This is a genomic window from Amycolatopsis sp. MEPSY49 (genome assembly GCF_051337345.1).
GTDB lineage: Bacteria > Actinomycetota > Actinomycetes > Mycobacteriales > Pseudonocardiaceae > Amycolatopsis.
Window position 1 is genome coordinate 961,737 of record NZ_JBDLYJ010000001.1, and the last position, 19,441, is coordinate 981,177.

19 protein-coding genes and 1 other RNA gene are annotated in these 19,441 nt (G+C 72.3%); 14 read left to right on the forward strand and 6 right to left on the reverse strand.

Annotated elements, in window-relative coordinates; translation table 11 throughout:
* Nucleotides 1–37 precede the first annotated feature (37 nt).
* Both ABFJ78_RS04800 and ABFJ78_RS04805 read right to left on the reverse strand, forming a co-directional pair.
* On the reverse strand, nt 38–1,555 hold the full coding sequence (locus tag ABFJ78_RS04800) for a 3-hydroxyacyl-CoA dehydrogenase (RefSeq protein WP_436384447.1): 1,518 nt from the start codon (nt 1,553–1,555) through the stop codon (nt 38–40).
* Between the two features lie 38 nt (nt 1,556–1,593).
* Nucleotides 1,594–2,262: a TetR/AcrR family transcriptional regulator gene (locus ABFJ78_RS04805; RefSeq protein ID WP_436384448.1), complete on the reverse strand. Its 669-nt coding sequence runs from the start codon at nt 2,260–2,262 to the stop codon at nt 1,594–1,596.
* Between the two features lie 128 nt (nt 2,263–2,390).
* On the opposite strand from ABFJ78_RS04805, the gene ABFJ78_RS04810 reads away from it, so the two are divergent.
* Nucleotides 2,391–2,837 carry a nitroreductase family deazaflavin-dependent oxidoreductase gene (locus ABFJ78_RS04810; protein ID WP_436384449.1) on the forward strand — a complete coding sequence of 149 codons (447 nt, stop codon included), beginning with the start codon at nt 2,391–2,393 and terminating at the stop codon, nt 2,835–2,837.
* Here ABFJ78_RS04810 and ABFJ78_RS04815 read toward each other — a convergent pair.
* Nucleotides 2,827–3,024: a hypothetical protein gene (locus tag ABFJ78_RS04815; protein ID WP_378190370.1), complete on the reverse strand. Its 198-nt coding sequence runs from the start codon at nt 3,022–3,024 to the stop codon at nt 2,827–2,829. The two genes, ABFJ78_RS04810 and ABFJ78_RS04815, sit on opposite strands and share 11 nt — an antisense overlap.
* 476 nt (nt 3,025–3,500) lie before the next feature.
* Between ABFJ78_RS04815 and ABFJ78_RS04820 the strand changes: the two genes are divergently transcribed.
* Both ABFJ78_RS04820 and ABFJ78_RS04825 read left to right on the forward strand, forming a co-directional pair.
* Nucleotides 3,501–4,661 (forward strand): sensor histidine kinase, encoded by a 1,161-nt coding sequence (locus ABFJ78_RS04820; RefSeq protein ID WP_436384450.1) that lies wholly within the window; start codon nt 3,501–3,503, stop codon nt 4,659–4,661.
* Nucleotides 4,658–5,314, forward strand: coding sequence for a response regulator (locus tag ABFJ78_RS04825; RefSeq protein ID WP_436384451.1), 657 nt, complete (start codon nt 4,658–4,660; stop codon nt 5,312–5,314). Before ABFJ78_RS04820 ends, ABFJ78_RS04825 begins: the two co-directional genes overlap by 4 nt.
* A 40-nt stretch (nt 5,315–5,354) precedes the next feature.
* On the opposite strand, the gene ABFJ78_RS04830 is transcribed toward ABFJ78_RS04825, so the two are convergent.
* Entirely contained in the window at nt 5,355–5,993 is a 639-nt protein-coding gene (locus tag ABFJ78_RS04830; RefSeq protein ID WP_436384452.1) for a hypothetical protein, read from the reverse strand.
* A 168-nt stretch (nt 5,994–6,161) separates the two neighbouring features.
* Here ABFJ78_RS04830 and ABFJ78_RS04835 point away from each other — a divergent pair, with 168 nt between their 5' ends.
* Together ABFJ78_RS04835 and ABFJ78_RS04840 are read left to right on the forward strand one after the other, a co-directional pair.
* Complete coding sequence (locus ABFJ78_RS04835) at nt 6,162–6,911, forward strand: response regulator transcription factor (RefSeq protein ID WP_086845625.1); 750 nt, start codon at nt 6,162–6,164, stop codon at nt 6,909–6,911.
* Nucleotides 6,889–8,394 (forward strand): sensor histidine kinase, encoded by a 1,506-nt coding sequence (locus ABFJ78_RS04840; protein WP_436384453.1) that lies wholly within the window; start codon nt 6,889–6,891, stop codon nt 8,392–8,394. Before ABFJ78_RS04835 ends, ABFJ78_RS04840 begins: the two co-directional genes overlap by 23 nt.
* Here ABFJ78_RS04840 and ABFJ78_RS04845 read toward each other — a convergent pair.
* Entirely contained in the window at nt 8,391–8,999 is a 609-nt protein-coding gene (locus ABFJ78_RS04845; protein WP_436384454.1) for a class I SAM-dependent methyltransferase, read from the reverse strand. The genes ABFJ78_RS04840 and ABFJ78_RS04845 overlap by 4 nt on opposite strands.
* A gap of 90 nt (nt 9,000–9,089) precedes the next feature.
* On the opposite strand from ABFJ78_RS04845, the gene ABFJ78_RS04850 reads away from it, so the two are divergent.
* The 9 genes from ABFJ78_RS04850 to ffs all read left to right on the forward strand — a co-directional run bounded on the left by ABFJ78_RS04850 (nt 9,090) and on the right by ffs (nt 18,405).
* Nucleotides 9,090–10,949, forward strand: a complete 1,860-nt coding sequence (locus ABFJ78_RS04850; RefSeq protein ID WP_436384456.1) for a glycosyltransferase family 39 protein — start codon at nt 9,090–9,092, stop codon at nt 10,947–10,949.
* A gap of 555 nt (nt 10,950–11,504) precedes the next feature.
* Complete coding sequence (locus tag ABFJ78_RS04855) at nt 11,505–12,512, forward strand: ABC transporter substrate-binding protein (protein WP_436384457.1); 1,008 nt, start codon at nt 11,505–11,507, stop codon at nt 12,510–12,512.
* A complete protein-coding gene (locus ABFJ78_RS04860) occupies nt 12,509–13,381 on the forward strand; it encodes an ABC transporter permease (protein ID WP_436384458.1) in 873 nt (290 codons plus the stop codon). The genes ABFJ78_RS04855 and ABFJ78_RS04860 overlap by 4 nt, the downstream gene beginning before the upstream one ends.
* A complete protein-coding gene (locus ABFJ78_RS04865; protein ID WP_372671657.1) occupies nt 13,378–14,166 on the forward strand; it encodes an ABC transporter ATP-binding protein in 789 nt (262 codons plus the stop codon). The genes ABFJ78_RS04860 and ABFJ78_RS04865 overlap by 4 nt, the downstream gene beginning before the upstream one ends.
* Nucleotides 14,167–14,192: 26 nt before the next feature.
* Nucleotides 14,193–16,934, forward strand: a complete 2,742-nt coding sequence (locus tag ABFJ78_RS04870) for a sensor histidine kinase (RefSeq protein ID WP_436384459.1) — start codon at nt 14,193–14,195, stop codon at nt 16,932–16,934.
* On the forward strand, nt 16,931–17,365 hold the full coding sequence (locus ABFJ78_RS04875; protein ID WP_361087652.1) for a roadblock/LC7 domain-containing protein: 435 nt from the start codon (nt 16,931–16,933) through the stop codon (nt 17,363–17,365). Before ABFJ78_RS04870 ends, ABFJ78_RS04875 begins: the two co-directional genes overlap by 4 nt.
* Nucleotides 17,365–17,712 (forward strand): DUF742 domain-containing protein, encoded by a 348-nt coding sequence (locus tag ABFJ78_RS04880; protein WP_400869452.1) that lies wholly within the window; start codon nt 17,365–17,367, stop codon nt 17,710–17,712. Before ABFJ78_RS04875 ends, ABFJ78_RS04880 begins: the two co-directional genes overlap by 1 nt.
* Complete coding sequence (locus ABFJ78_RS04885; RefSeq protein ID WP_436384460.1) at nt 17,690–18,289, forward strand: GTP-binding protein; 600 nt, start codon at nt 17,690–17,692, stop codon at nt 18,287–18,289. Before ABFJ78_RS04880 ends, ABFJ78_RS04885 begins: the two co-directional genes overlap by 23 nt.
* A 21-nt stretch (nt 18,290–18,310) precedes the next feature.
* An RNA gene (gene ffs, locus ABFJ78_RS04890) (signal recognition particle sRNA small type) lies at nt 18,311–18,405 on the forward strand.
* Between the two features lie 155 nt (nt 18,406–18,560).
* Here the strand turns inward: ffs and ABFJ78_RS04895 are convergent.
* On the reverse strand, nt 18,561–19,436 hold the full coding sequence (locus ABFJ78_RS04895; protein ID WP_436384461.1) for a spermidine synthase: 876 nt from the start codon (nt 19,434–19,436) through the stop codon (nt 18,561–18,563).
* Nucleotides 19,437–19,441: the final 5 nt, after the last annotated feature.

A 19,441-nucleotide genomic window follows, 5' to 3' on the forward strand; every position in this document is an offset into this window, starting at 1 on the left:
GCCGTCTCCGGGATTCCGGAGGCGGCCCGCTGTCCGTTCAGGACCGGAGATCGGCGGGTGCCGTCCCGGCCGACGTCAGCGGCAGTCCGAGCGCGACCCGCTCGGTGAGCCACGGGCTCGGCCGGTACCGCGGGTCCCCGGTCGTCGCGGCCAGGCCGCGCAGGATGCGCAGCACGATGTCGCCGCCCACCAGGTCGCCCCACTCCAGCGGGCCGCGCGGGTAGCCGAGGCCCAGCCGGACCGCCGTGTCGATGTCCGACGGCGTCGCCAGGTGCTGGCCCGCGATGAAGCACGCCGTGTTGACGATCGAGGCCAGCAGGCGCTGGGCGATCGGGGCAGGGCCGTCGCGGACCACCGTGACCGGCCGGCCCGTCGCCGCCAGCGCGCCCCACGCCGCGCGGCCCGCCGCCGGGTCGAGTCCCGGGTGGACGGACATCGTCAGGCGCCGGTCGTAGCCGCCCAACGGGTCGACGCCCGCGACGCGGTCCAGCGGCAGCCCGGCGCGGGTACCCGCGTCCACTGTGGACTCGCCGTACAGGGGCACGAGCAGGACGGCGTCCGGGTACGCGTCCGACACCACCTGCACGCCGGCCGCCGACAGCACGCGGGCGAGGTGCTCATCCGCCGTGAACACGGGGCTCGACGGCTTCGGCGGCGCGGCCGGCTCGTCGGCGACCTGCTGCTTCCCGTCGGCGTAGGTGTAGAAGCCTTCGCCGTTCTTGCGCCCGAACAGGCCGGCGGCGACGCGTGGCCGGGTCAGCCACGACGGCCGCAGCCGCGGGTCGCCGTGGAAGCCGCTCCAGATGCTTTCCAGGACGGCGTGCGAGACGTCGAGGCCGGTCAGGTCGAGCAGCTCGAACGGCCCGAGCTTCAGGCCGAGCGTTTCCCGCGCGACGCGGTCGACGTCGGCGGGCTCGGCCAGCGCCTCGGCGAGGATCTGCAGCGCCTCGGTGTTCAGGCCGCGGCCGGCGTGGTTGACGAGGAAGCCCGGCGCGTCCTTGGCCAGCACCGGCTCGTGGCCCCAGCCGCGGACCAGGTCGAGCGCCTCGGCGGGCAGCCAGTCGTGCGTGCGCGTGCCCGGGACCACCTCGACCAGGCGCATCAGCGGCACCGGGTTGAAGAAGTGCAGGCCGATCAGGCGTCCGGGCTCGGCCAGGTCGGCGGCGATCTCGGTGACCGACAGCGAGCTGGTGTTCGTCGCGAAGATCGTCTCCTGTGGACAGACGCGCTCTAGGTCGGCGAACAGGGCCCGCTTCGTCGCCAGGTCCTCCCGCACGGCCTCGATGACGAGGTCGACGCCGGCCGCGGGCGCGCCGGGCGCGTCCACCGGCACGAGCCGCTCGCGCACCGCCGCCGGGTCGTCGAGCTTGCCCTTCGCGGCCAGCTTGTCCACCATCGCGCCTACGTGGTCGATCGCCTCGGCGACGGCCTCGCGCCGGACGTCGGCCAGCTCGACGGTCACCCCCGCGGTCGCGGCCAGCTGGACGATCCCGCGGCCCATCACCCCGGTCCCGATCACCCGGATCCTGCCGACCTTCCCGGCCCACCCCGTCACGTCGCGCCGCCTTCCGCCGTTGGACTCCCGCCCCCAGCCTAGAGGCCGACGAACTCCGCCATCCGCTTCGCCGAGTGGGCGAAGAACGCGTCGGCCGGGTCGACGCTGCCGACGTACTGGCCGAACAGGTCGAAGCTGATCGCGCCGAACAGCTGGGTCCACGCCATGAGCAGCCGGGCCACGGTTTCGGGGCCGGCGACGAGCCCGAGGGCCTTCGTGAGCGTCTCGGCCTGGGCGCGCAGCTCGGGCGGGACGTCGCCCTCGGCCCGCAGCTCGGTCTGCGTGAGCACCTTGACCAGGGCGAGCGCGACGCGGGAAGCCGGCACGACGGTGTCCTGCGGTGCCGCGTACCCGGGGATCGGCGAGCCGTAGATCAGCGCGTACTCGTGGGGGTGCGCGCGCGCCCAGTCCCGCGTGCCCTGCCAGATGGCCAGCCAGCGCTCCTTCGGATCCCCTTCACCCGGGTCCGCGTTCTCCGCGGCCTCGCCGATCGCGTTGTAGGCGTCGACGATCAGGTCGGTCAGCAGCCGGTCGCGGCTGGGGAAGTAGCGGTACAGCGCGGACGACACCATCCCCAGCTCCCGCGCCACCGCGCGCAGCGACAGCCCGTGCGCGCCGACCTCGGCGAGCTGGCGGCGGGCTTCGTCCTTGATCTCCTGCGTGAGCTCGGCGCGGGCTCGTTCGCGCGCGGTGCGGGTCGCGGTCATGCGGATCAGTGTGCCACGACGAGAGCGCCGCACAAAACCGAGAGCACTGCTCTTGACAGCGGTGCTCTCAAGGGTGTTCACTGCTCTTAACCGAGAGCACTGCTCTCCCAAATTTCCCGGAGGACGCCATGACCGCCGCCCGCTACATCGAGCCGAAGAAGGCCACCAGCACGTTCAACGAGGTCGTCGCGAAGCTGACCAGGATGGGCGTGAGCGTCTGGGGCAGCCGGGTGCTGACCGTCGTCGGGCGCAAGAGCGGCGAGCCGCGGTCGGTGCCGGTCAACCTGCTGACCGTCGACGGCGTCCGTTACCTCGTCGCTCCGCGCGGTGAGACGCAGTGGGTGCGCAACCTGCGCGTCGCCGGCGAAGGCACGCTTCGCGTCGGGAAGCGCGTCGAGGCGTTCACCTTCCGGGAGCTGGCCGACGACGAGAAGCCGGGCATCCTCCGCGCGTACCTCAAGCGCTGGAAGTTCGAGGTCGGCGTGTTCTTCGACGGCGTCGACGCCAAGGCGTCGGACGAGAAGCTGCGCGAGATCGCGCCCGGCTACCCGATCTTCGAGATCTTCACGAAGTAGGTTTGCGCCGCGTCAGGTTCGCCGCGACCAGGACCACGCCCACCAGGAACGCGACGAGCCCGATCAGGAACCACAGCTTCTGGCCGGTCATGAAGCTGCCGGTGATGACGCCGATGCCCTGCAGCACCCAGACGGCGCCGACCAGCACGAGCACGACCCCGGCCGCGAGGGTGATCCACCGCCTCATCGGCCCAGCTTAGGCGGACCGCCCGTCCGGCACGAGTCCGCGCGGCGGCGGGCGGGGGGCCGGCTTGGCCGGGTGGCTGCCACACATGGAACCGGCTTGGCCGGGCAACTGCCCGCCCGCGGAACCGGCTTGGTCAGGCGGCTGTCGCGCGTGGGGCCGGCTTGGCCGGGTAGCTGCCGCGCACGGAACCGGCTTGGTCGGGCAACTGCCCGCCCGCGGGGCCGGCTTGGTCGGGTGGCTGTCGCGCTTGGACCGGCTCGGCTGGGCAGCTGCCGCGCGTGGAACCGGCTTGGTCGGGCGGCTACCGCCCACGGGACCGGCTTGGCCGGGTAGCCGTCGCGCAGCCGGAGCCGGCTGGGCGTCGATGAGCCGGACCTCGCCGGTGGCCACCCGCCGGGCCGGTAGGCGGCCAGTTCTCTTCGCGCAGATGCCGAAGTCGACTCCCTTCGGCCGCGCCTTCGGGCACAGTGGCAGCTGTGCACGACATCCGCGGCTCCCTGCGACGCCAGTCGCTGCTGGTCGCGCTCGTCTGCGTTGTCTGCGATGCCGCCCTCTTCGCCCTTCGCGGCCCCATCGGCGGGGGCGATGCCGACTGGCGCTCCTGGGTCGTCCTGCTCGGCGGGATCGCCGTCAACGCCGCCCTCGCCGGGCCCGCCCGGTACTCCGGCTGGGTCGCCCTCGCGCACGCCGTCCTCTTCGCCGGCTCGCCCCTTCTCCTCTGCACCTGCACCGGCTACGTCGTCGGCAACAACTCCGGCATCCTCATCGCCGGCTACCGGGCCGGGGCGTGGCTGCGCCCCAAACCCGCCGTCCTCGCGCTCCTCGCCCTGCTCGCCGGTGTCGTCGCCGGCTGCATCGAAGGGGGCGGCCGCACCGCCGCCGACTGGCGGCTGACCGCCATCAGCGTCAGCGTCAGCGGCCTCCTGCCCTGGCTGGTCGGCCGGTACACGACGGCCCGCCGCGCCTACATCGCCGACCTCGAACGCGAAGCCGACGAACGCCGCCAGCACGAAGAAGAAGCTGTCCGACGAGCCGTCCTCGAGGAGCGCACGACCATCGCGCGCGACCTCCACGACGTCATCTCCCACCACGTCAGCGCCATCGGCGTGCACGCCGGCGCGGCCCGGCTCGGCCTGCCCGACGGCGACGGCCCGGTCCGCAGGTCCCTCGGCGCGGTCGAGTCGGCGAGCCGCTCGGCGATGGCCGACCTGCGCCGGCTCCTCGACCTCCTGCACGCCCAGCCCAACGCCGAACAACCCGGCCTCGACAACCTCGACGAGCTGGTCGAGACCGTCCGCGCGGCCGGCCTGCCGACCCGGCTGACCCTGCGCGGCGAACCCCGCGAGCTGCCCGGCTCGCTCGACGTCGCCCTGTACCGGATCGCCCAGGAAGCCCTGACCAACGCGCTGCGCCACGGCGAAGGCCCGGTCGAGGTCGAGCTGAACCACGGCCGCACGGAGGTCGTGCTCACGGTGACGAACGGCCTGCGCGCCGGCCGCGTCCCGCAACAGGAGCACGCCCACCGCGGCCTGGCCGGCATCCGCCAGCGCGTCACCCTGTTCGGCGGCCAGGTCTCCTACGGCGAATCCGACGACCGGTGGCAGCTGCGCACGACCTTCCCGGTGGAGAGCACATGATCCGCGTCCTGCTGGCCGACGACCACGCGATGTTCCGCTCCGGGATGCGCGCGCTCCTCGACACCCAACCCGACTTCACCTGCGTCGGCGAGGCCTCCGACGGCCGCGAAGCCGTCGCCGAGACCGCGCGCCTGCGCCCGGACGTCGCCGTCCTCGACGTCCGGATGCCCCGCCTCGACGGCCTCGCCGCGACCGAAGCCATCCTCGCCGCGCCGGGCAACGACACCCGCGTCCTCGTGCTCACCACCTACGACGCCGACGAGTACGTCTACCGCGCGCTGCGCGCCGGGGCGAGCGGGTTCCTGCTGAAGAGCCTGGCGCCGGAGGAGCTGGTCGCCGCGATGCGGGTGGCCGCGCGCGGGGACGCGCTCATCGACCCCTCGGTGACGCGGCGGCTGGTCGCGAAGTTCGCCGCGGTGCTCGAGCCTGCGGCCGCCGAACCCCCCGAGCTGGCCCGGCTGACCTCTCGCGAACGCGAGGTCCTGCTGCTCATCGCCAACGCCTGCAGCAACGCGGAGATCGCGCGGCAGCTGCACGTCGGCGAGGAGACGGTCAAGACGCACGTTTCGCGCGTGCTCAGCAAGCTCGGGCTCCCCGACCGCGTGCACGCCGTCGTCTACGCCTACCGCCACCACCTCGTGCCGGACGGCTGAGGTGGGCGCTTGGGCTTGGAGGCCGGGCTCTTTTTCTCGCTCAGTTCGTCGGGCGGGCCGAGTACTCCCCGCCGCGGCGCTGGCCCCGCTGCCCCTGGCCCGCCTCGAAGCCCTGCCCCAGCGACGTCGCCGTCGCCGTGGTGCCCTCGACCTTCGCCACCACCGTCACGTTCGTGTCGCCCTGCTTCACGTCGCCAGTCTTCTGCGTCGACGAACCGATCGTGTACGTCTGCTTGTAGCCGTCCTTGCTCGTCAACGTCACCGACGTCGCGCTCAGCTCCGTCACGTCGCCCGTCTGCAGCCGCTCCGTCGTGTAACCGCCGCTGCCGTTCGACACCACGAAGTCGCCGTGCAGCGCTTCGCGCAGTGCCGCCATCCCTCCGCCCAAGCCACCGCCTGGGAAGCCCTGGCCCTGGCCGCCGCGGGGGAACTGGCCGCCGCCGAAACCGCCTGGGCCCTGCTGGGCCGCGTTGTCCGCGCTGCTCGTGCCCGCCCAGATCGCCGCTCCGCCGCCGGCCGCGATCACCACGGCGATGCCGGCCGCGATCGCCGTTTTCTTGCCGGACCAGCCCTTCTTCGGCGCGGCCTGGGCCGGGTCGCCCCAGTTGGCCGGGGCCGGCTCACCCCAGGCCGGGGTGTTCGCGGCGCCTTCGGGCGGCGTGTTCGGCTCGGTCGTCATCGTGTCCTCCGGTGGTGCCCACACTGGTCCCGGCCAGGTTCACCGCCGTGGCTGTGTTTGAGCTGTGCGCGGCGTCAGCGGGCGCTGTGCCTCGAACGAACGAACTCTCACAGCAAACGCACAGCGGTGTCACAGTGAGCACTGATGAGCCGCCGAGAAGATGGCACTATGACCGCTATGAACGCCACGTCACCCGGCCCCGGCAAGGCCGACCTGCGCCGCGCCGACGGGAGCCCGGTGCGGGTCCTCGTCGTCGACGACGAGGCGACGCTGGCCGAGCTCGTGTCGATGGCCCTTCGCATGGAGGGCTGGGAGGTGCGCAGCGCGGGCGACGGCACGGAGGCCGTCCGGATCGCGCGCGACTTCCGGCCCGACGCCGTCGTCCTCGACGTCATGCTCCCCGACTTCAGCGGCCTCGAAGTCCTGCGTCGCATGCGGTCCGAGGCGCCGAACCTGCCGGTGCTCTTCCTGACGGCGAAGGACGCGGTCGAGGACCGCATCGCCGGGCTCACCGCGGGCGGCGACGACTACGTCACCAAGCCCTTCAGCCTCGAAGAAGTCGCCTTGCGCCTGCGCGCGTTGCTGCGCCGCGCGGGTGGCGTCACCGGGGCGAGCGGGTCGCAGCTGGTCGTCGGCGACCTGACCCTCGACGAGGACAGCCGCGAGGTGCACCGCGGCGGCGACCTCGTGCCGCTCACCGCGACCGAGTTCGAGCTGCTGCGCTACCTCATGCGCAACCCCAAGCGCGTGCTGTCGAAGGCCCAGATCCTGGACCGCGTGTGGAGCTACGACTTCGGCGGCCAGGCCAACATCGTCGAGCTTTACATCTCCTACCTGCGCAAGAAGATCGACGCCGACCGCGAGCCGATGATCCACACCATGCGGGGCGCCGGGTATGTCCTCAAGCCCGCAGGCTGAACCGAAGCGCGCGCGCCGGCCGTGGTCGCTTCGACGACGGCTGATCGTCCAGCTCGCCGCGCTGCTCGCGCTGGTGTGCCTGGTCGTCGGCGTGGTCACGGAGTTCGCGCTGAGCGAGTTCCTCGTCGGCCAGCAGGACAAGCGGCTGGCCGCGGCGACCGACCGCGCCGCGCACGCGCCGGACCGGTCGACCTGGCCGTACGGCGACGCCCCGCCGCCGGACCCCCTGCGCGCGCTCGGCCAGGGCGACGGGACGCTCGCCGTCGTCCAAAAAGGACCGCTCGCCCAGGGCAGCGTGCTCGACTCCAGCGTCGGCGCGCCGTCGAAGCGCAAGCCGCCGTTCCGCGGGATCCCGGCGGACCAGGTGCGGGCGCTGCTGGCGGTGCCGTCCGACGGGAAGCAGCGCAGCATCGACCTCGGCGGCAGCCTCGGCGAGTACCGCGTGGTCTCGACGATGTCGCCGAACGGCGAGAAGACGGTCATCGGCCTGCCGCTGAAGGACGTCAACGAGACCCTCTGGCGGCTGGGCTTCATCCTCGGCGGGGTCGCGCTCGCCGGGATCCTGGTGGCGGGCGCGGTCGGCGCGGCCACGATCCGGCGCACGATGAAGCCGCTCGACCGGCTGGCCGCGACGGCGACGCGCGTCTCCGAACTGCCGCTCGACCGAGGCGAAGTCGCGTTGTCCGAACGGGTTCCCGAGGCGGACACCGATCCGGGCACCGAGGTCGGCAAGGTCGGCTCGGCGCTGAACCGGATGCTGCAGCACGTCGCGAACGCGCTGTCCGCGCGGCACGCGAGCGAGAACCGCGTCCGCCAGTTCGTCGCGGACGCGAGCCACGAGCTGCGCACGCCGTTGGCGGCGATCCGCGGGTACGCGGAGCTGACCCGCCGCAGCGGCGAGCAGGTGCCGCCGGACGTCGCGTTCGCCATGGGCCGCGTCGAGTCCGAGTCGCGCCGGATGACGACGCTGGTGGAGGACTTGCTGCTGCTCGCGCGCCTGGACTCCGGGCGCCCGGTGGTGCACGAGTGGGTGGACCTGTGCCGGCTGGTGGCCGACGCGGTCGCGGACGCCCACGTCGCGGGCCCGGACCACAAGTGGCTGATGGACGTCCCGGGCGAACCGATCGGCGTGTTCGGCGACGCGGGGCAGCTGCATCAGGTGGTGATCAACGTGCTGGCCAACGCGCGCACGCACACCCCGGCGGGCACGACGGTGACGACCACACTGTCCACATCGGACGGATTCGTTCGGCTGCGCGTGGCCGACGACGGCCCGGGCATCCCGCCGGACGTCCTCCCGGACGTCTTCGAGCGCTTCGCCCGCGGGGACAACTCGCGCTCCCGCGCGGCGGGGAGTACGGGCCTCGGGCTGGCGATCGTGGCCGCGGTGGTCGGCGCGCACGGCGGCCGCGTCGGGGTGCAGAGCCGGCCGGGGCGCACGGAGTTCGAGATCACCTTCCCGGCGGCGCCGACGCCCGCCTAGCGCCTCGCGGTGTACCGGGCGACGACGGTCGCGAGGCCGGGCGCCAGGCGCAGTTCGGTCGCCAGCAGGTCCGGGTGCCGGAGCCAGTGCAGCCGTGCGGTGTCGGGTTCGCCCTCGAACGTCGGCGGCCACGATGTCATCGGCGTGAAGTCGTCGATGACCAGGGTGCCGTGCGGCCGCAGCCAGTCGCGCGGCTCCAGTGGTGGCTCCGCGCCCTTGCCCTGCCCGCCGCCGTCCAGCACCAGCAGGTCGAACGGCGCCGCCACGGCCAGATCGGTCCAGTCGCCGAGCAGAAGACGCACGGCGGGCACGTCGGCGAACACCGCCGCCGCGGCCGCGTGCCGCGCGGGGTCCCGTTCGACGCTGACCAGCGTCGTCCCGGGAGGTGCTCCGGCGGCGAGCCAGGCGAGGCCGACTCCGCAGCCGGTCCCGGTCTCGCCGATCGCGCCCCCCGCGACGCCGCCCGCCAGCAACTCCAGCAACCGGCCCTGAGCGGGGCGGCAGGACCAGCCGAACCCGGTGCGCTCGGCGGCCGCCACGGCCCGGCGCACCAGGTCGGGCAAGCCGTCCTCGGCCGCGTACTCCGCGGTCCCGTTCTCCGTCATGACCCTCACCACCCGATCGGGGGCCGATGCACAGCCGGCGCACAGCTTCGGCACAAGTTCACCACATGCGGTGCCGACACGGTGAACGCCATGACGACCACGCTGTCGGCGCCCGAACACGCCCAGCCCGCTCCCGACGCCGTCCGGAAACCGCGGTGGGTCAAGCCTTCCGTGGCCGCGCTGCTGCTCGGGACCGGCCTGCTCTACCTGTGGGACCTGGCGAAGACGGGCTGGGCCAACGACTTCTACGCCATGGCCGCCCAGGCCGGCACGTGGAGCTGGAAGGCGCTGTTCTTCGGCTCGCTCGACCCGGGCAACGTCGTCACCGTCGACAAACCGCCGTTCTCCCTCTGGATCATGGGGTTGTCCGGCCGGATCTTCGGCTTCTCGAGCTGGAGCCTGCTCGTGCCGAACGCGCTCGCCGGGGTCGCGTCGGTCGGCCTGCTCTACCTCGCCGTCCGGCGGCTTTCGGGCCCCGGCGCCGGCCTGCTCGCCGGGTCCGCCCTGGCGTTGACGCCGGTCGCCGCGCTCATGTTCCGGTACGACAACCCCGATGCCTTCCTCGTACTGCTGCTCGTCGCCGGCGGTTACTGCGTCGTGCGCGCGCTCGAACGCGGGAGCACGAAGTGGCTGGTGCTCGCCGGGGTCGCGATCGGGTTCGGCTTCCTCGACAAGATGCTGCAGGCGTTCCTCGTCCTGCCCGCGTTCGTGCTGGCGTACGCCGTCGCCGCGCCGACGTCGCTCGGGCGTCGCATCGGGCAGCTCTTCGCCGCGGCCGGGGCCGTGGTCGTCTCGGCGGGCTGGTGGATCGCGGCCGTCGCGCTGTGGCCGGTCGCCGACCGGCCGTACATCAGCGGTTCGACCGACAACACCGTGCTGGAACTGGCGTTCGGCTACAACGGCCTCGGCCGGATCTTCGGTGAGAGCCGCGGTGGCGGGGGCACGTTCCCGGCCGGAGGCGGCGGCCGCGGCTTCGGTGGCTTCGGCGGCGAAACCGGCCTGACGCGGTTGTTCGGCGGCGAGTTCGGCGGGGAAGCGTCGTGGCTGCTGCCCGCCGCGGTCATCGGCCTGGTCGCCGGCCTGTGGTTCACGCGCCGCGCGCCCCGCACCGACCGGACGCGGGCGGCGCTGCTGCTGTGGGGCGGCTGGCTGGTCGGCACCGCGGTCGTCTTCAGCTACATGAGCGGCATCATCCACCCGTACTACACGGTCGCGCTGGCCCCCGGGATCGCCGGCACGCTGGGCATCTCCGCGCGGGAGCTCTGGCGCGGCCGGGCGAACTTCGCGGCCCGCGCGGTGCTGGCCGTCCTGCTCGCGGTCACCGCGGTCTGGGGGTTCGTGCTGCTCGCGCGGACACCGGAGTGGCAGCCGTGGATCCGCTACGCGCTGCTCGTGCTCGCCGCGGCCGCCGTCCTGGCGCTGCTCTTCGGCGCCGACCGCGTCCGGCGGGCCGGTCCGGTCGTGGCCGCCGTGGGCCTGTGCGGCGCGCTGCTCGGGACGGCGTCCTTCACCGTCGCCACGGCGGCGACCGCGCACTCCGGCGGGACGCCGTCCTCCGGCCCGTCCGTCGCGAGTGGACGCGGGTTCCGCCCCGGCGGTTTCGGCGAGGGGCAGGCCGACACCGCGGTGATCGACCTGCTGAAGAGCACGACGACGAAGTGGGCCGCGGCGCAGAGCGGGGCGATGCAGGCGGCCGGGCTCGCGCTCTCGAGCGACCGCCCGGTGCTCGCGATCGGCGGCTTCTCCGGCAGCGACCCGGCGCCGACGCTGGCGCAGTTCGAGCAGTACGTCGCCGCGGGCGACATCCACTACTACGTCGCCGGCGGGCGCGGCGGCTTCGGCGGCGGCCGCGGGACCTCGGGCGAGATCGAGTCGTGGGTCGAGCGGAATTTCGCGCCGGTCACCGTCGGCGGGACGACGGTTTACGACCTGACGAAATCGGTCAATTGATCGAAATTGGGTCGATTGTTTCAGGCGTGTTAACAGTCGAGGAACCATTCGCGGATCCGGAGCCGATGCGCTATCGACGGAGGCGCACACCTGTTCGAACGCGATCCCGCTGAGTGGTGAATTGCGAACGATTGTTCGGTGCCGATCGGTAGCCCTCGGTGATGATCACAGTGTGGCGTAACGACGAGGGGCTACGGCCCGTGCAACTGCACGGGCTCGCGGCCGCGATCTTGGCCGGGCGGCCGACAGAAACACCCGTGTACTTGATCTTCGAAGACGTCGATGTTGCTGGTTGACACGGTTGATGGTCACTCGTTCGGATGCACTGTCGAAGCGTTGTGGGGATCTTGTGCTACTCGCTAGGCTGTCCGCCGGGTGAGGGACAAGGGGTAGCTGATCCGGTGCGCTGAGGGACCGGATCTCACTGGGTGTGGGTGATCCCTGTCCGTGTTTTCTTGCCCGTGACCCGATCAGGTGCGTCTGGAAGAGAGCAGCGATGACTGTGCGCTTTCGGCGCCGCAACACTCCACTTCCCCCGCCTTTGGGAGTTTCGCTGTGACTTTCCGCCCCCGTCGGCTGACGGTGCTCCTGACCCTGCTGACCCTCGCCGGTGTGACCGCCCTTTCCGGGTGCAGCGACAGCGACGCCTCCGGCACCGGCGGCAAGATCACCCTCGGGTTCAGCGCGTGGCCGGGTTGGTTCCCCTGGCAGGTGGCGCAGGAACAGGGCCTGTTCGCGAAGAACGGCGTGAACGTCGACCTGAAGTACTTCGACAACTACACCGACAGCATCAACGCCCTGTCCAGCGGGGCCATCGACGCGAACAGCCAGACCCTCAACGACACGCTTTCCTCGGCCTCCGGCGGCGCCAAGCTGTCGATCGTGCTGGTGAACGACAACTCCACCGGCAACGACAAGATCATCGCGCGGGAGGGCATCAACGCCGTCGCCGACCTGAAGGGCAAGAAGGTCGCGGTCGAGCAGGGCACGGTCGACCACTACCTGCTGCTGCTCGCGCTGCAGGAGGCGAAGCTGACCGAAAAGGACATCGAGCTGGTCAACCTGCCGACCGACGCCGCCGCGGCCGCGTTCGTCGCCGGCCAGGTCGACGCGGTGGGCGCGTTCGCGCCGTTCACCTCGAAGGCCCTGGAGCGCCAGGGCAGCCGCGCGATCTCGACGTCGGCGGAGTTCCCCGGCGCGATCCCGGACCACCTCGTCACGTCGCAGAAGCTGGTCAAGGAGCGCCCGAAGGACGTCCAGGCGCTGGTCAACACCTGGTTCGAGACGCTGACCTGGATCAAGAACAACAAGGACGCGGCCGTCGGGATCATGGCCAAGCGCGGCGGGGTGTCCGACGCCGACTACAAGACCTACGACGCCGGCACCACGATCTTCACGCGCCAGCAGAACATCGACGCGTTCACGCCGGGGGTCACCGCGCAGCACCTCGACTTCCAGGCGAACAAGATCGTCGACTTCATCGTCAGCACCGGGCTCGCGCAGCAGCGGCCGTCGCTGGACGGCTTGTTCGACGACCAGTTCGTGAAGGCCGCGCCGCAGTGACCGGTCCGGCCCAGCAGCTCACCGAGCGCCGTGAGTCGGCTCGCTCGGGGTGGGCCCCGCTGCCGCGCCGGGCCGCGCCCAAGGCCGCGTCGCCGCTCTTTTCCTTGCGCACGCCCATTTCCGCGGGGGCGCGCTGGACGCTGGCGGTGCTGTCCTTCGCGATCCCGTTCCTCGCCTGGGTCGTGCTGAGCGTCAGCGGGGCCGTCGACTCGACGTTCCTGCCGTCGCCGGCCGCGGTGGTCAAGGCGGGCGCCGACATGGCGGGCACCGGTGAGCTCTTCGACGACCTCTGGGCGACAACCCAGCGGGTGCTCGAAGGCTTCGGCCTCGCGGTGCTCGTCTCGGTGCCGCTCGGCATCCTGATGGGCACCTTCACCGCCGGGCAGGCGTTCTTCGAACCGCTGATCGGGCTGCTGCGCTACCTGCCGGCGAGCGCGTTCATCCCGCTGCTGATCATCTGGCTCGGCCTCGGCGAGCCTTCGAAGATCGCCATCCTCTTCATCGGCACGGTCTTCTTCAACACGCTGATGACCGCCGACGTCGTCCGCGGCGTGCCCGGCGCGCTCATCGACGTCTCCTACACGCTCGGCGCGCGCCGGGGCGAAGTGCTGCGCAAGGTCGTCGTGCCGCACTCGCTGCCAGGCATGATCGATGCCATCCGCGTCAACGCCGCCGCGGCGTGGAACTTCGTGGTCGTCGCCGAGCTGATCAACTCCTCGGCCGGCCTCGGCTACCGGATCGTCCGCGCGCAGCGGTTCCTGCAGACGGACAAGATCTTCGCCGTGCTCGTGGTCATCGGGATCGCCGGGCTCCTCATCGACGTCCTGCTGCGCCTGCTGCGCACGCGGGTCGGGAAGTGGGCGGCATGACGCTGGAACTGCGGAACGTCGCCAAGGACTACACCGTGCGCGGCAAGGTGACCCGCGCGCTCGACGGTGTCGACCTCGAGGTGCTGCGCGGCGAGTTCGTCTGCGTCGTCGGCGCGAGCGGCTCGGGCAAGTCGACGCTGCTGTCGCTGGTGGCCGGGCTCGGCAAGCCGACCGAGGGCGAGATCGTGCTCGACGGCGTCCCGGTGACCGGCCCGGGCCCGGACCGCGGGCTCGTCTTCCAGGCCGGCGCGCTCTACCCGTGGCGCAGCGTCGAGAAGAACGTCGCGTTCGGACTGGAGCTGCTGCCGGTCGACGCGGCCGAGCGCGCCAAGCGCGTGGACTGGTACCTCGCCGAAACCGGGCTCGACGCCGTGCGCAAGTCGCTGCCGAAACAGCTTTCGGGCGGCCAGAAGCAGCGCGTCGCGATCGCGCGGGCCCTGGCGTGCGAACCGGACGTCCTGCTGCTCGACGAACCCTTCGGCGCCTTGGACGTCCAGACCAAAGAGGACATGCAGGTGCTCATCCGCCAGGTGTGGGCCGACACCGGCACCACGGTGCTGATGGTCACCCACGACGTCGAGGAAGCGGTGTTCCTGGGCGGCCGGGTGGTGGTGCTCGCCTCCGACCCCGGCCGGATCGCCGCCGACGTCGAGGTGACGCTGCCCGCCGAGCGCGACCTGGCGGTGAAGCGCGAACCGCGGTTCCTCGCGCTGCGCGCCCGGATCGAGGACCTCGTCCGGGAGCAGCACCGCGGGCACGTGAGCCGGGTGGCCGCGGTCGAGTGAGAACGGCAGAGGAGGAAGGTGGCGGGATGAGGCACGGCGGGGCGACCGCGGAACGGGCCGGCGGCGGGGGAATCCTGGCCCGGCTCGGCATTCGCGGCAAGCTGAACCTGCTGCTCCTGCCCCCGCTGGCCGCGGTGGTGCTGGTGTCGGTGCCGTTCGTGCTGACCCAGGCGAACAGCGCGCTGGCGGCGTCGCAGTCGGCGACGGTGGCGCGCCAGGCCCAGCAGCTCGGCGGGCTGATGTGGCAGCTGCAGCGCGAGCGGCTGCTCACGGCCGCGTTCGTGGCGACGCCGTCGGCGAGCCCGGACCGGATGCTGCAGCAGCAGAAGGCGGTCGACGCGATGATCGCCGACGTCCGCGGGTCGCTGGGCGCCGACGCCCCGGACGAGCTTTCCGCGGCGCTGACCCGGATCGGCTCGCTCGGCGAGCTGCGCGAGAACGCCGCCCGGCGCGGTGTCGCGCTCGACAGCGTGGCCCGCACCTACCACGCCGTGATCGATGCGGTGATCGACTCCCTGCGCCTGGTTCCGCAGCTCACCAGCGACGCCGAGGGCACCCGCGAGCTGACCGCGCTGGACGCGCTGCTGCGGGCCAACGAGGAAAGCTCGCTGCGCGCCATGGCCCTCATCGTGACCGCCGTGTCGCCGGACGCCGGTCAGTCCATCCTGGACGACGCGACCCAGCAGGTGCCGATCTTCATCGACCGGTTCGTCAAGCAGGGCGACGACGGTGACGACAGCGAGCGGGCCGCGCTGGTCGTCCGGGTCGAGCAGAGCGACGCCGGCCGGCGCGTCGACGAACTCGCCGCCCAGGTCGGCAACCCGCGGGATGCGGCGGGCACCACGCAGTACGTCGCCGACGTGCTCGCCGCGGCGGAAACCCATGCGGGGCAACGGAAGCTCGTGCAGGAACGGGCCACCGGCGAGATCGCCGACTCGGCGACCGGGCGCGCCGACGCCGGCACCCGGCTGGCCTGGACGGTCGGTGCCGGTGCCGGGCTGCTGTTCCTGCTGGTCGCCTTCCTCGCCGTCGCGGTGTCCCGGTCGATCGCCCGGCCGCTGCGGCGGCTGACCACCGCGGCGACGTCGGTCGCCGACCTCGCCGGCACCGAGCTCGTCCGCGTGACCGACACCGAGGAAGCCGAGGAGCAGATCCCCCGGCTGGCCACCATCGACGTCGTCTCCGACGACGAGCTGGGCAAGCTGGCCGCGGCGTTCAACCGGGTCCAGACCACTGCGGCCGAGCTCGTCGAACGGCAGGCGCTCACCCGGCGCAACACCAGCCTGATGTTCGCGAACGTCGCCAAGCGCACGCAGAACCTCGTCGGCCGCCAGCTCGCGCTGATCGACGAGGTCGAGCGCAACGAGCAGGACACCCGGCTGCTGGCCAGCCTCTACCGGCTCGACCACCTCTCCACCCGCCTGCGCCGCAACGCCGACAACCTGCTCGTCGTGTCCGGCACCCGCGACGAAGCCCGGATCGCCGGCCCGATCGAGCTGGCCACGGCCCTGCGCTCGGCGCTCGCCGAGATCGAGGACTACCAGCGCGTCAAGCTCGGGGTCGTCGCGGAAATCCTGCTGTCGTCGGCCCTCGGCGCCGACCTGGTGCTGGTGTTCGCCGAGCTGCTGGAGAACGCGACGTCGTTCTCGCCGCCGGGGTCGGTGGTCGAGGTCGACACGATGCTGCTCGCCGACGGCTCGTGCCTGGTGAACATCGTCGACCACGGCATCGGCATGACCGCCGAGAAGCTGGCCGAGGAGAACCAGCGGCTCGTCGAGCGCGAACGCCTCGAGCTGGCCCCGACCAGCGTGCTCGGCCTGTTCGTCGTCGGCCGCCTCGCGCGGCGCCACGACCTGGGCGTCGAACTGCTCGCGACGCCGACCACCGGCGGCGTGACCGCGCGGCTGACGATCCCGCCGTCGCTGTTCAGCCACCGGTCCGGGCTGCGCCCGCCGGTGCCGGTCCCGGCACCGGCGCCCACCCCGGTCGAGGCGCGGCCCGCCGAGGCCGTCGCGGTGTCCACTTCGGACAGTCCGCGGCCGGTCGAGCCGTTGCCGGCGCCGGCGATCCCGGCGCTGCTCGGCGTCGCGCACGCCAACGGCTTCCGCTGGTTCAACCAGCTCGAACCGGTGTGGCCGGACGCCGAACCGGCCGAACCCGCCGAGCCGCCCGCGGCCGAACCGGACGCCGAGACCCGCGGTGGCCTGCGCCGCCGCGTCCGCGGCGCCCAGCTGCCCGGCCCGGGCACGACCGCGCCGGTGGCCGGCGACCAGCCGCGCCACGACCCGGAAGCGACCCGGACCGCCATGGACGGCTTCCAGAGCGCCTTCGCGAGAGCTGCCGAGTCCGCACTTTCACGTGAAAGTGACGACCAGGGGTCCGCACTTTCACGTGAAAGTGCGGCCGTGCCCTCGCCGGGCGACGGCGCGTCGCTGCCGGTGCGCGTGCCCGGGGACTCGGCGATGCCCGCGTCGCACCACCTCGCGACCCCGCCGGCCGGCGTCCCGGCCGCCCCGCAGTCCCGGGACGGCCTGGTCCGCCGCGTCCCGGGTGCCCAGCTCGCCCCCGGACTGCGCCAGCAGCCCGCGGGCAGGCCGATCGCCCGCGCCGTCGTGAACCGCACCAGGCGGGACCCGGCGGCCGAGCGAGCGGCGTTCGACGCGTTCGCCGCCGGCCTCGCCAAGGCGGACGTGGTGACGGCAGACAGCCCGCCGCGAGGCGTGGTCGCCGGTCGTGTGACGGAACGAGCAGAAGAGAGCAGGAAATGAGCATCCCCGCAGCTGGCGTCAGTGTCGAAGCCCAGAACTTCAACTGGCTGGTGAGCCGCTTCGCGCAGCACACGGCGGGCGCGATCGCCGCCATCGCGGTTTCGGCCGACGGCTTGCTGATCGCGATGTCGTCGGAGCTCGAGCGGTCCAACGCCGACCGCCTCGCCGCGATCTCCTCCGCCATGCTCGGCCTCGCCCACGGCGTCTCCGAAAGCCACCCGCTCGGCTCGCCGGACAAGGTGATCATCGAGCTGGAGCACGGGTACCTGCTGGTCTGCACCATCAGCATCGGCTGCTCGCTCGGCGTGCTGGCCAACAAGCAGGCGAGCCTCGGCACGATCGCCTACGAGATGGCGATGTTCGCCAACCGCGCCACCGAAGTCCTCACGCCGGGGCTCATCGAGGAGCTGAAGAACACCGTGGGGTCGTGATGACCGAGGAACCTTCGCTGCTGCGGCCGTACCTGATGACCTCGGGGCGGGCCCAGCCGGTCGACCAGAGCCTGGAGATCGAGGCGCAGGTCATGACGTCCCGCCTGGGCGCGGCGTCGCACCCGAAGCTCACCTTCGAACGGCAGGAGATCGTCTCCCTCTGCCGGAACACCATGTCGGTCGCCGAGGTGGCGGCCATGCTCGGCCTCCACATCGGCGTCGCCCGCGTGCTGGTGGCCGACCTCGCCGAGCTGGGCTACGTCGTCGTCCGGCGGCCGGCGAACCACACGTCGCAAGACCTCGGCATGATCGAAAGGGTCATTCGTGGACTCGAAGCCATTCACTGAACCGGCGGCCCGCCCACCGGCCCCGGTCAAGATCGTCATCGCGGGCGGCTTCGGCGTCGGCAAGACGACGGCGGTGTCGTCGATCTCGGAGATCAAGCCGCTGACGACGGAGGCGGCGATCACGTCGGTGGCGGCTTCGGTGGACAGCACCGGCCACGTCCCGGCCAAGACCACCACGACGGTGGCGCTCGACTTCGGCTGCATCACGATCGACGACGAGGTGAAGCTGTACCTGTTCGGCACGCCCGGCCAGGACCGCTTCGGCTTCATGTGGCAGGACCTCGTCCACGGCGCACTGGGGGCGCTGGTCATCGTCGACACCCGCCGCATGGACGACTGCTACCCGGCGGTCGACTACTTCGAGAACGCGGGCCTGCCGTTCGTGGTGGCGGTGAACATGTTCGACGGATCGCTCGGGCACAACCTGGAGGACGTCCGATGGGCGCTGGCGGTGAGCGAGGACGTCCCGCTGATCACGTTCGACGCGCGGCAGAAGCTTTCGGTGCGCGACGCCCTGCTGGCGGTGCTGCACAACACGTTCAAGAAGGCCCGGGCCCAGGCGGGCGCGGGGGCTTGAGAGCCCTTCGCTACACTGATCCACGGACCCCGCGCGGCGTCCACCCTGTGAACCTCCCCAGGGCCGGAAGGCAGCAAGGATAAGCAGGCTCTGACGGGTGCGCGGGGTCCCCTTCTTTTCGGGCTCCGGCTCTCGGGGCTTCGCCCCTTCGCCGGGCCCTTCATTCCGTCGTTTCACCCGGGGGCCGAGCCCCCGGACCCCCACGGTGCCTCTCCTCCTGGTTTGCGGGTCTTCCGTGGCCTTCCACCTCGCCCGTTGGGTGGTCTGCCTCTTAGAACAGGCCCAGTACGTCGTCCGGGGGCCGCGGCGAGGGTGGCCGGTCCTCGTCCGTGATCGGGGTTGCCCTCCCTGCCAGCTTCCGCAGCTCCGCGCCCTCCACGCACCTCGTCGGGAACGCCGCCGAGGCCGTTCGGCGGGCGATCTCCGCCGTCGGCAGCGGGGATGCCGAGGCCGCGAACACCAGGTTGCCGAAGCGGCGCCCCTTCAGCACCGCCGGGTCCGCCAGCAGCAGGACCTCCGGGAACACCTCCCGCAGCGTCGCCAGGAAACGGCGCGCGAACGGCAGACCCGAGCCGTCCGTGATGTTCGCCAGGTAGATCCCCGGCGGACGCAGGATCGTCGCGACCGCGCGGGTTGCCTCCAAGGTCGCCAGGCCGCCCGCCAGCGTGGCCCGCTCGAACGCGTCCACCACCGCCAGGTCCGCTGTGTCTTCGCGGCGGGTTGCCAGGCCGGCCCGGCCGTCCGTGATGCGGACGCGCAGGCCCGGTACCCGCAGCCCGAGCTGGGCGCGGACCAGTTCCACCAGCTCGCCGTCCGCGTCGAACACCAGCTGCCGCGAACCCGGGCGTGACGCCGCCACGTACCGGGGCAACGTGCACGCCGCCCCGCCGATGTGCAGCGCGTCCACCGGCCCCGGCGGCAGCTGGTCCACGACGTCGCCGAAGCGGCGGACGTAATCGAACTCCAGGTTGGCCGGGTCGTCGAGGTCGACGTACGACTGGGCGACGCCGTCCACCGACACCAGCCACGCGTTGCCGCGGTCGGCGTCGCGGAGCAGCTCCGCCGTCCCGAACCGGACCGGGTACCGCCCGGGCACCGGACCGGGTTTTCGCGAACGGCTCACGAAGCCGCAGCGTATCGGAAACATTCCGA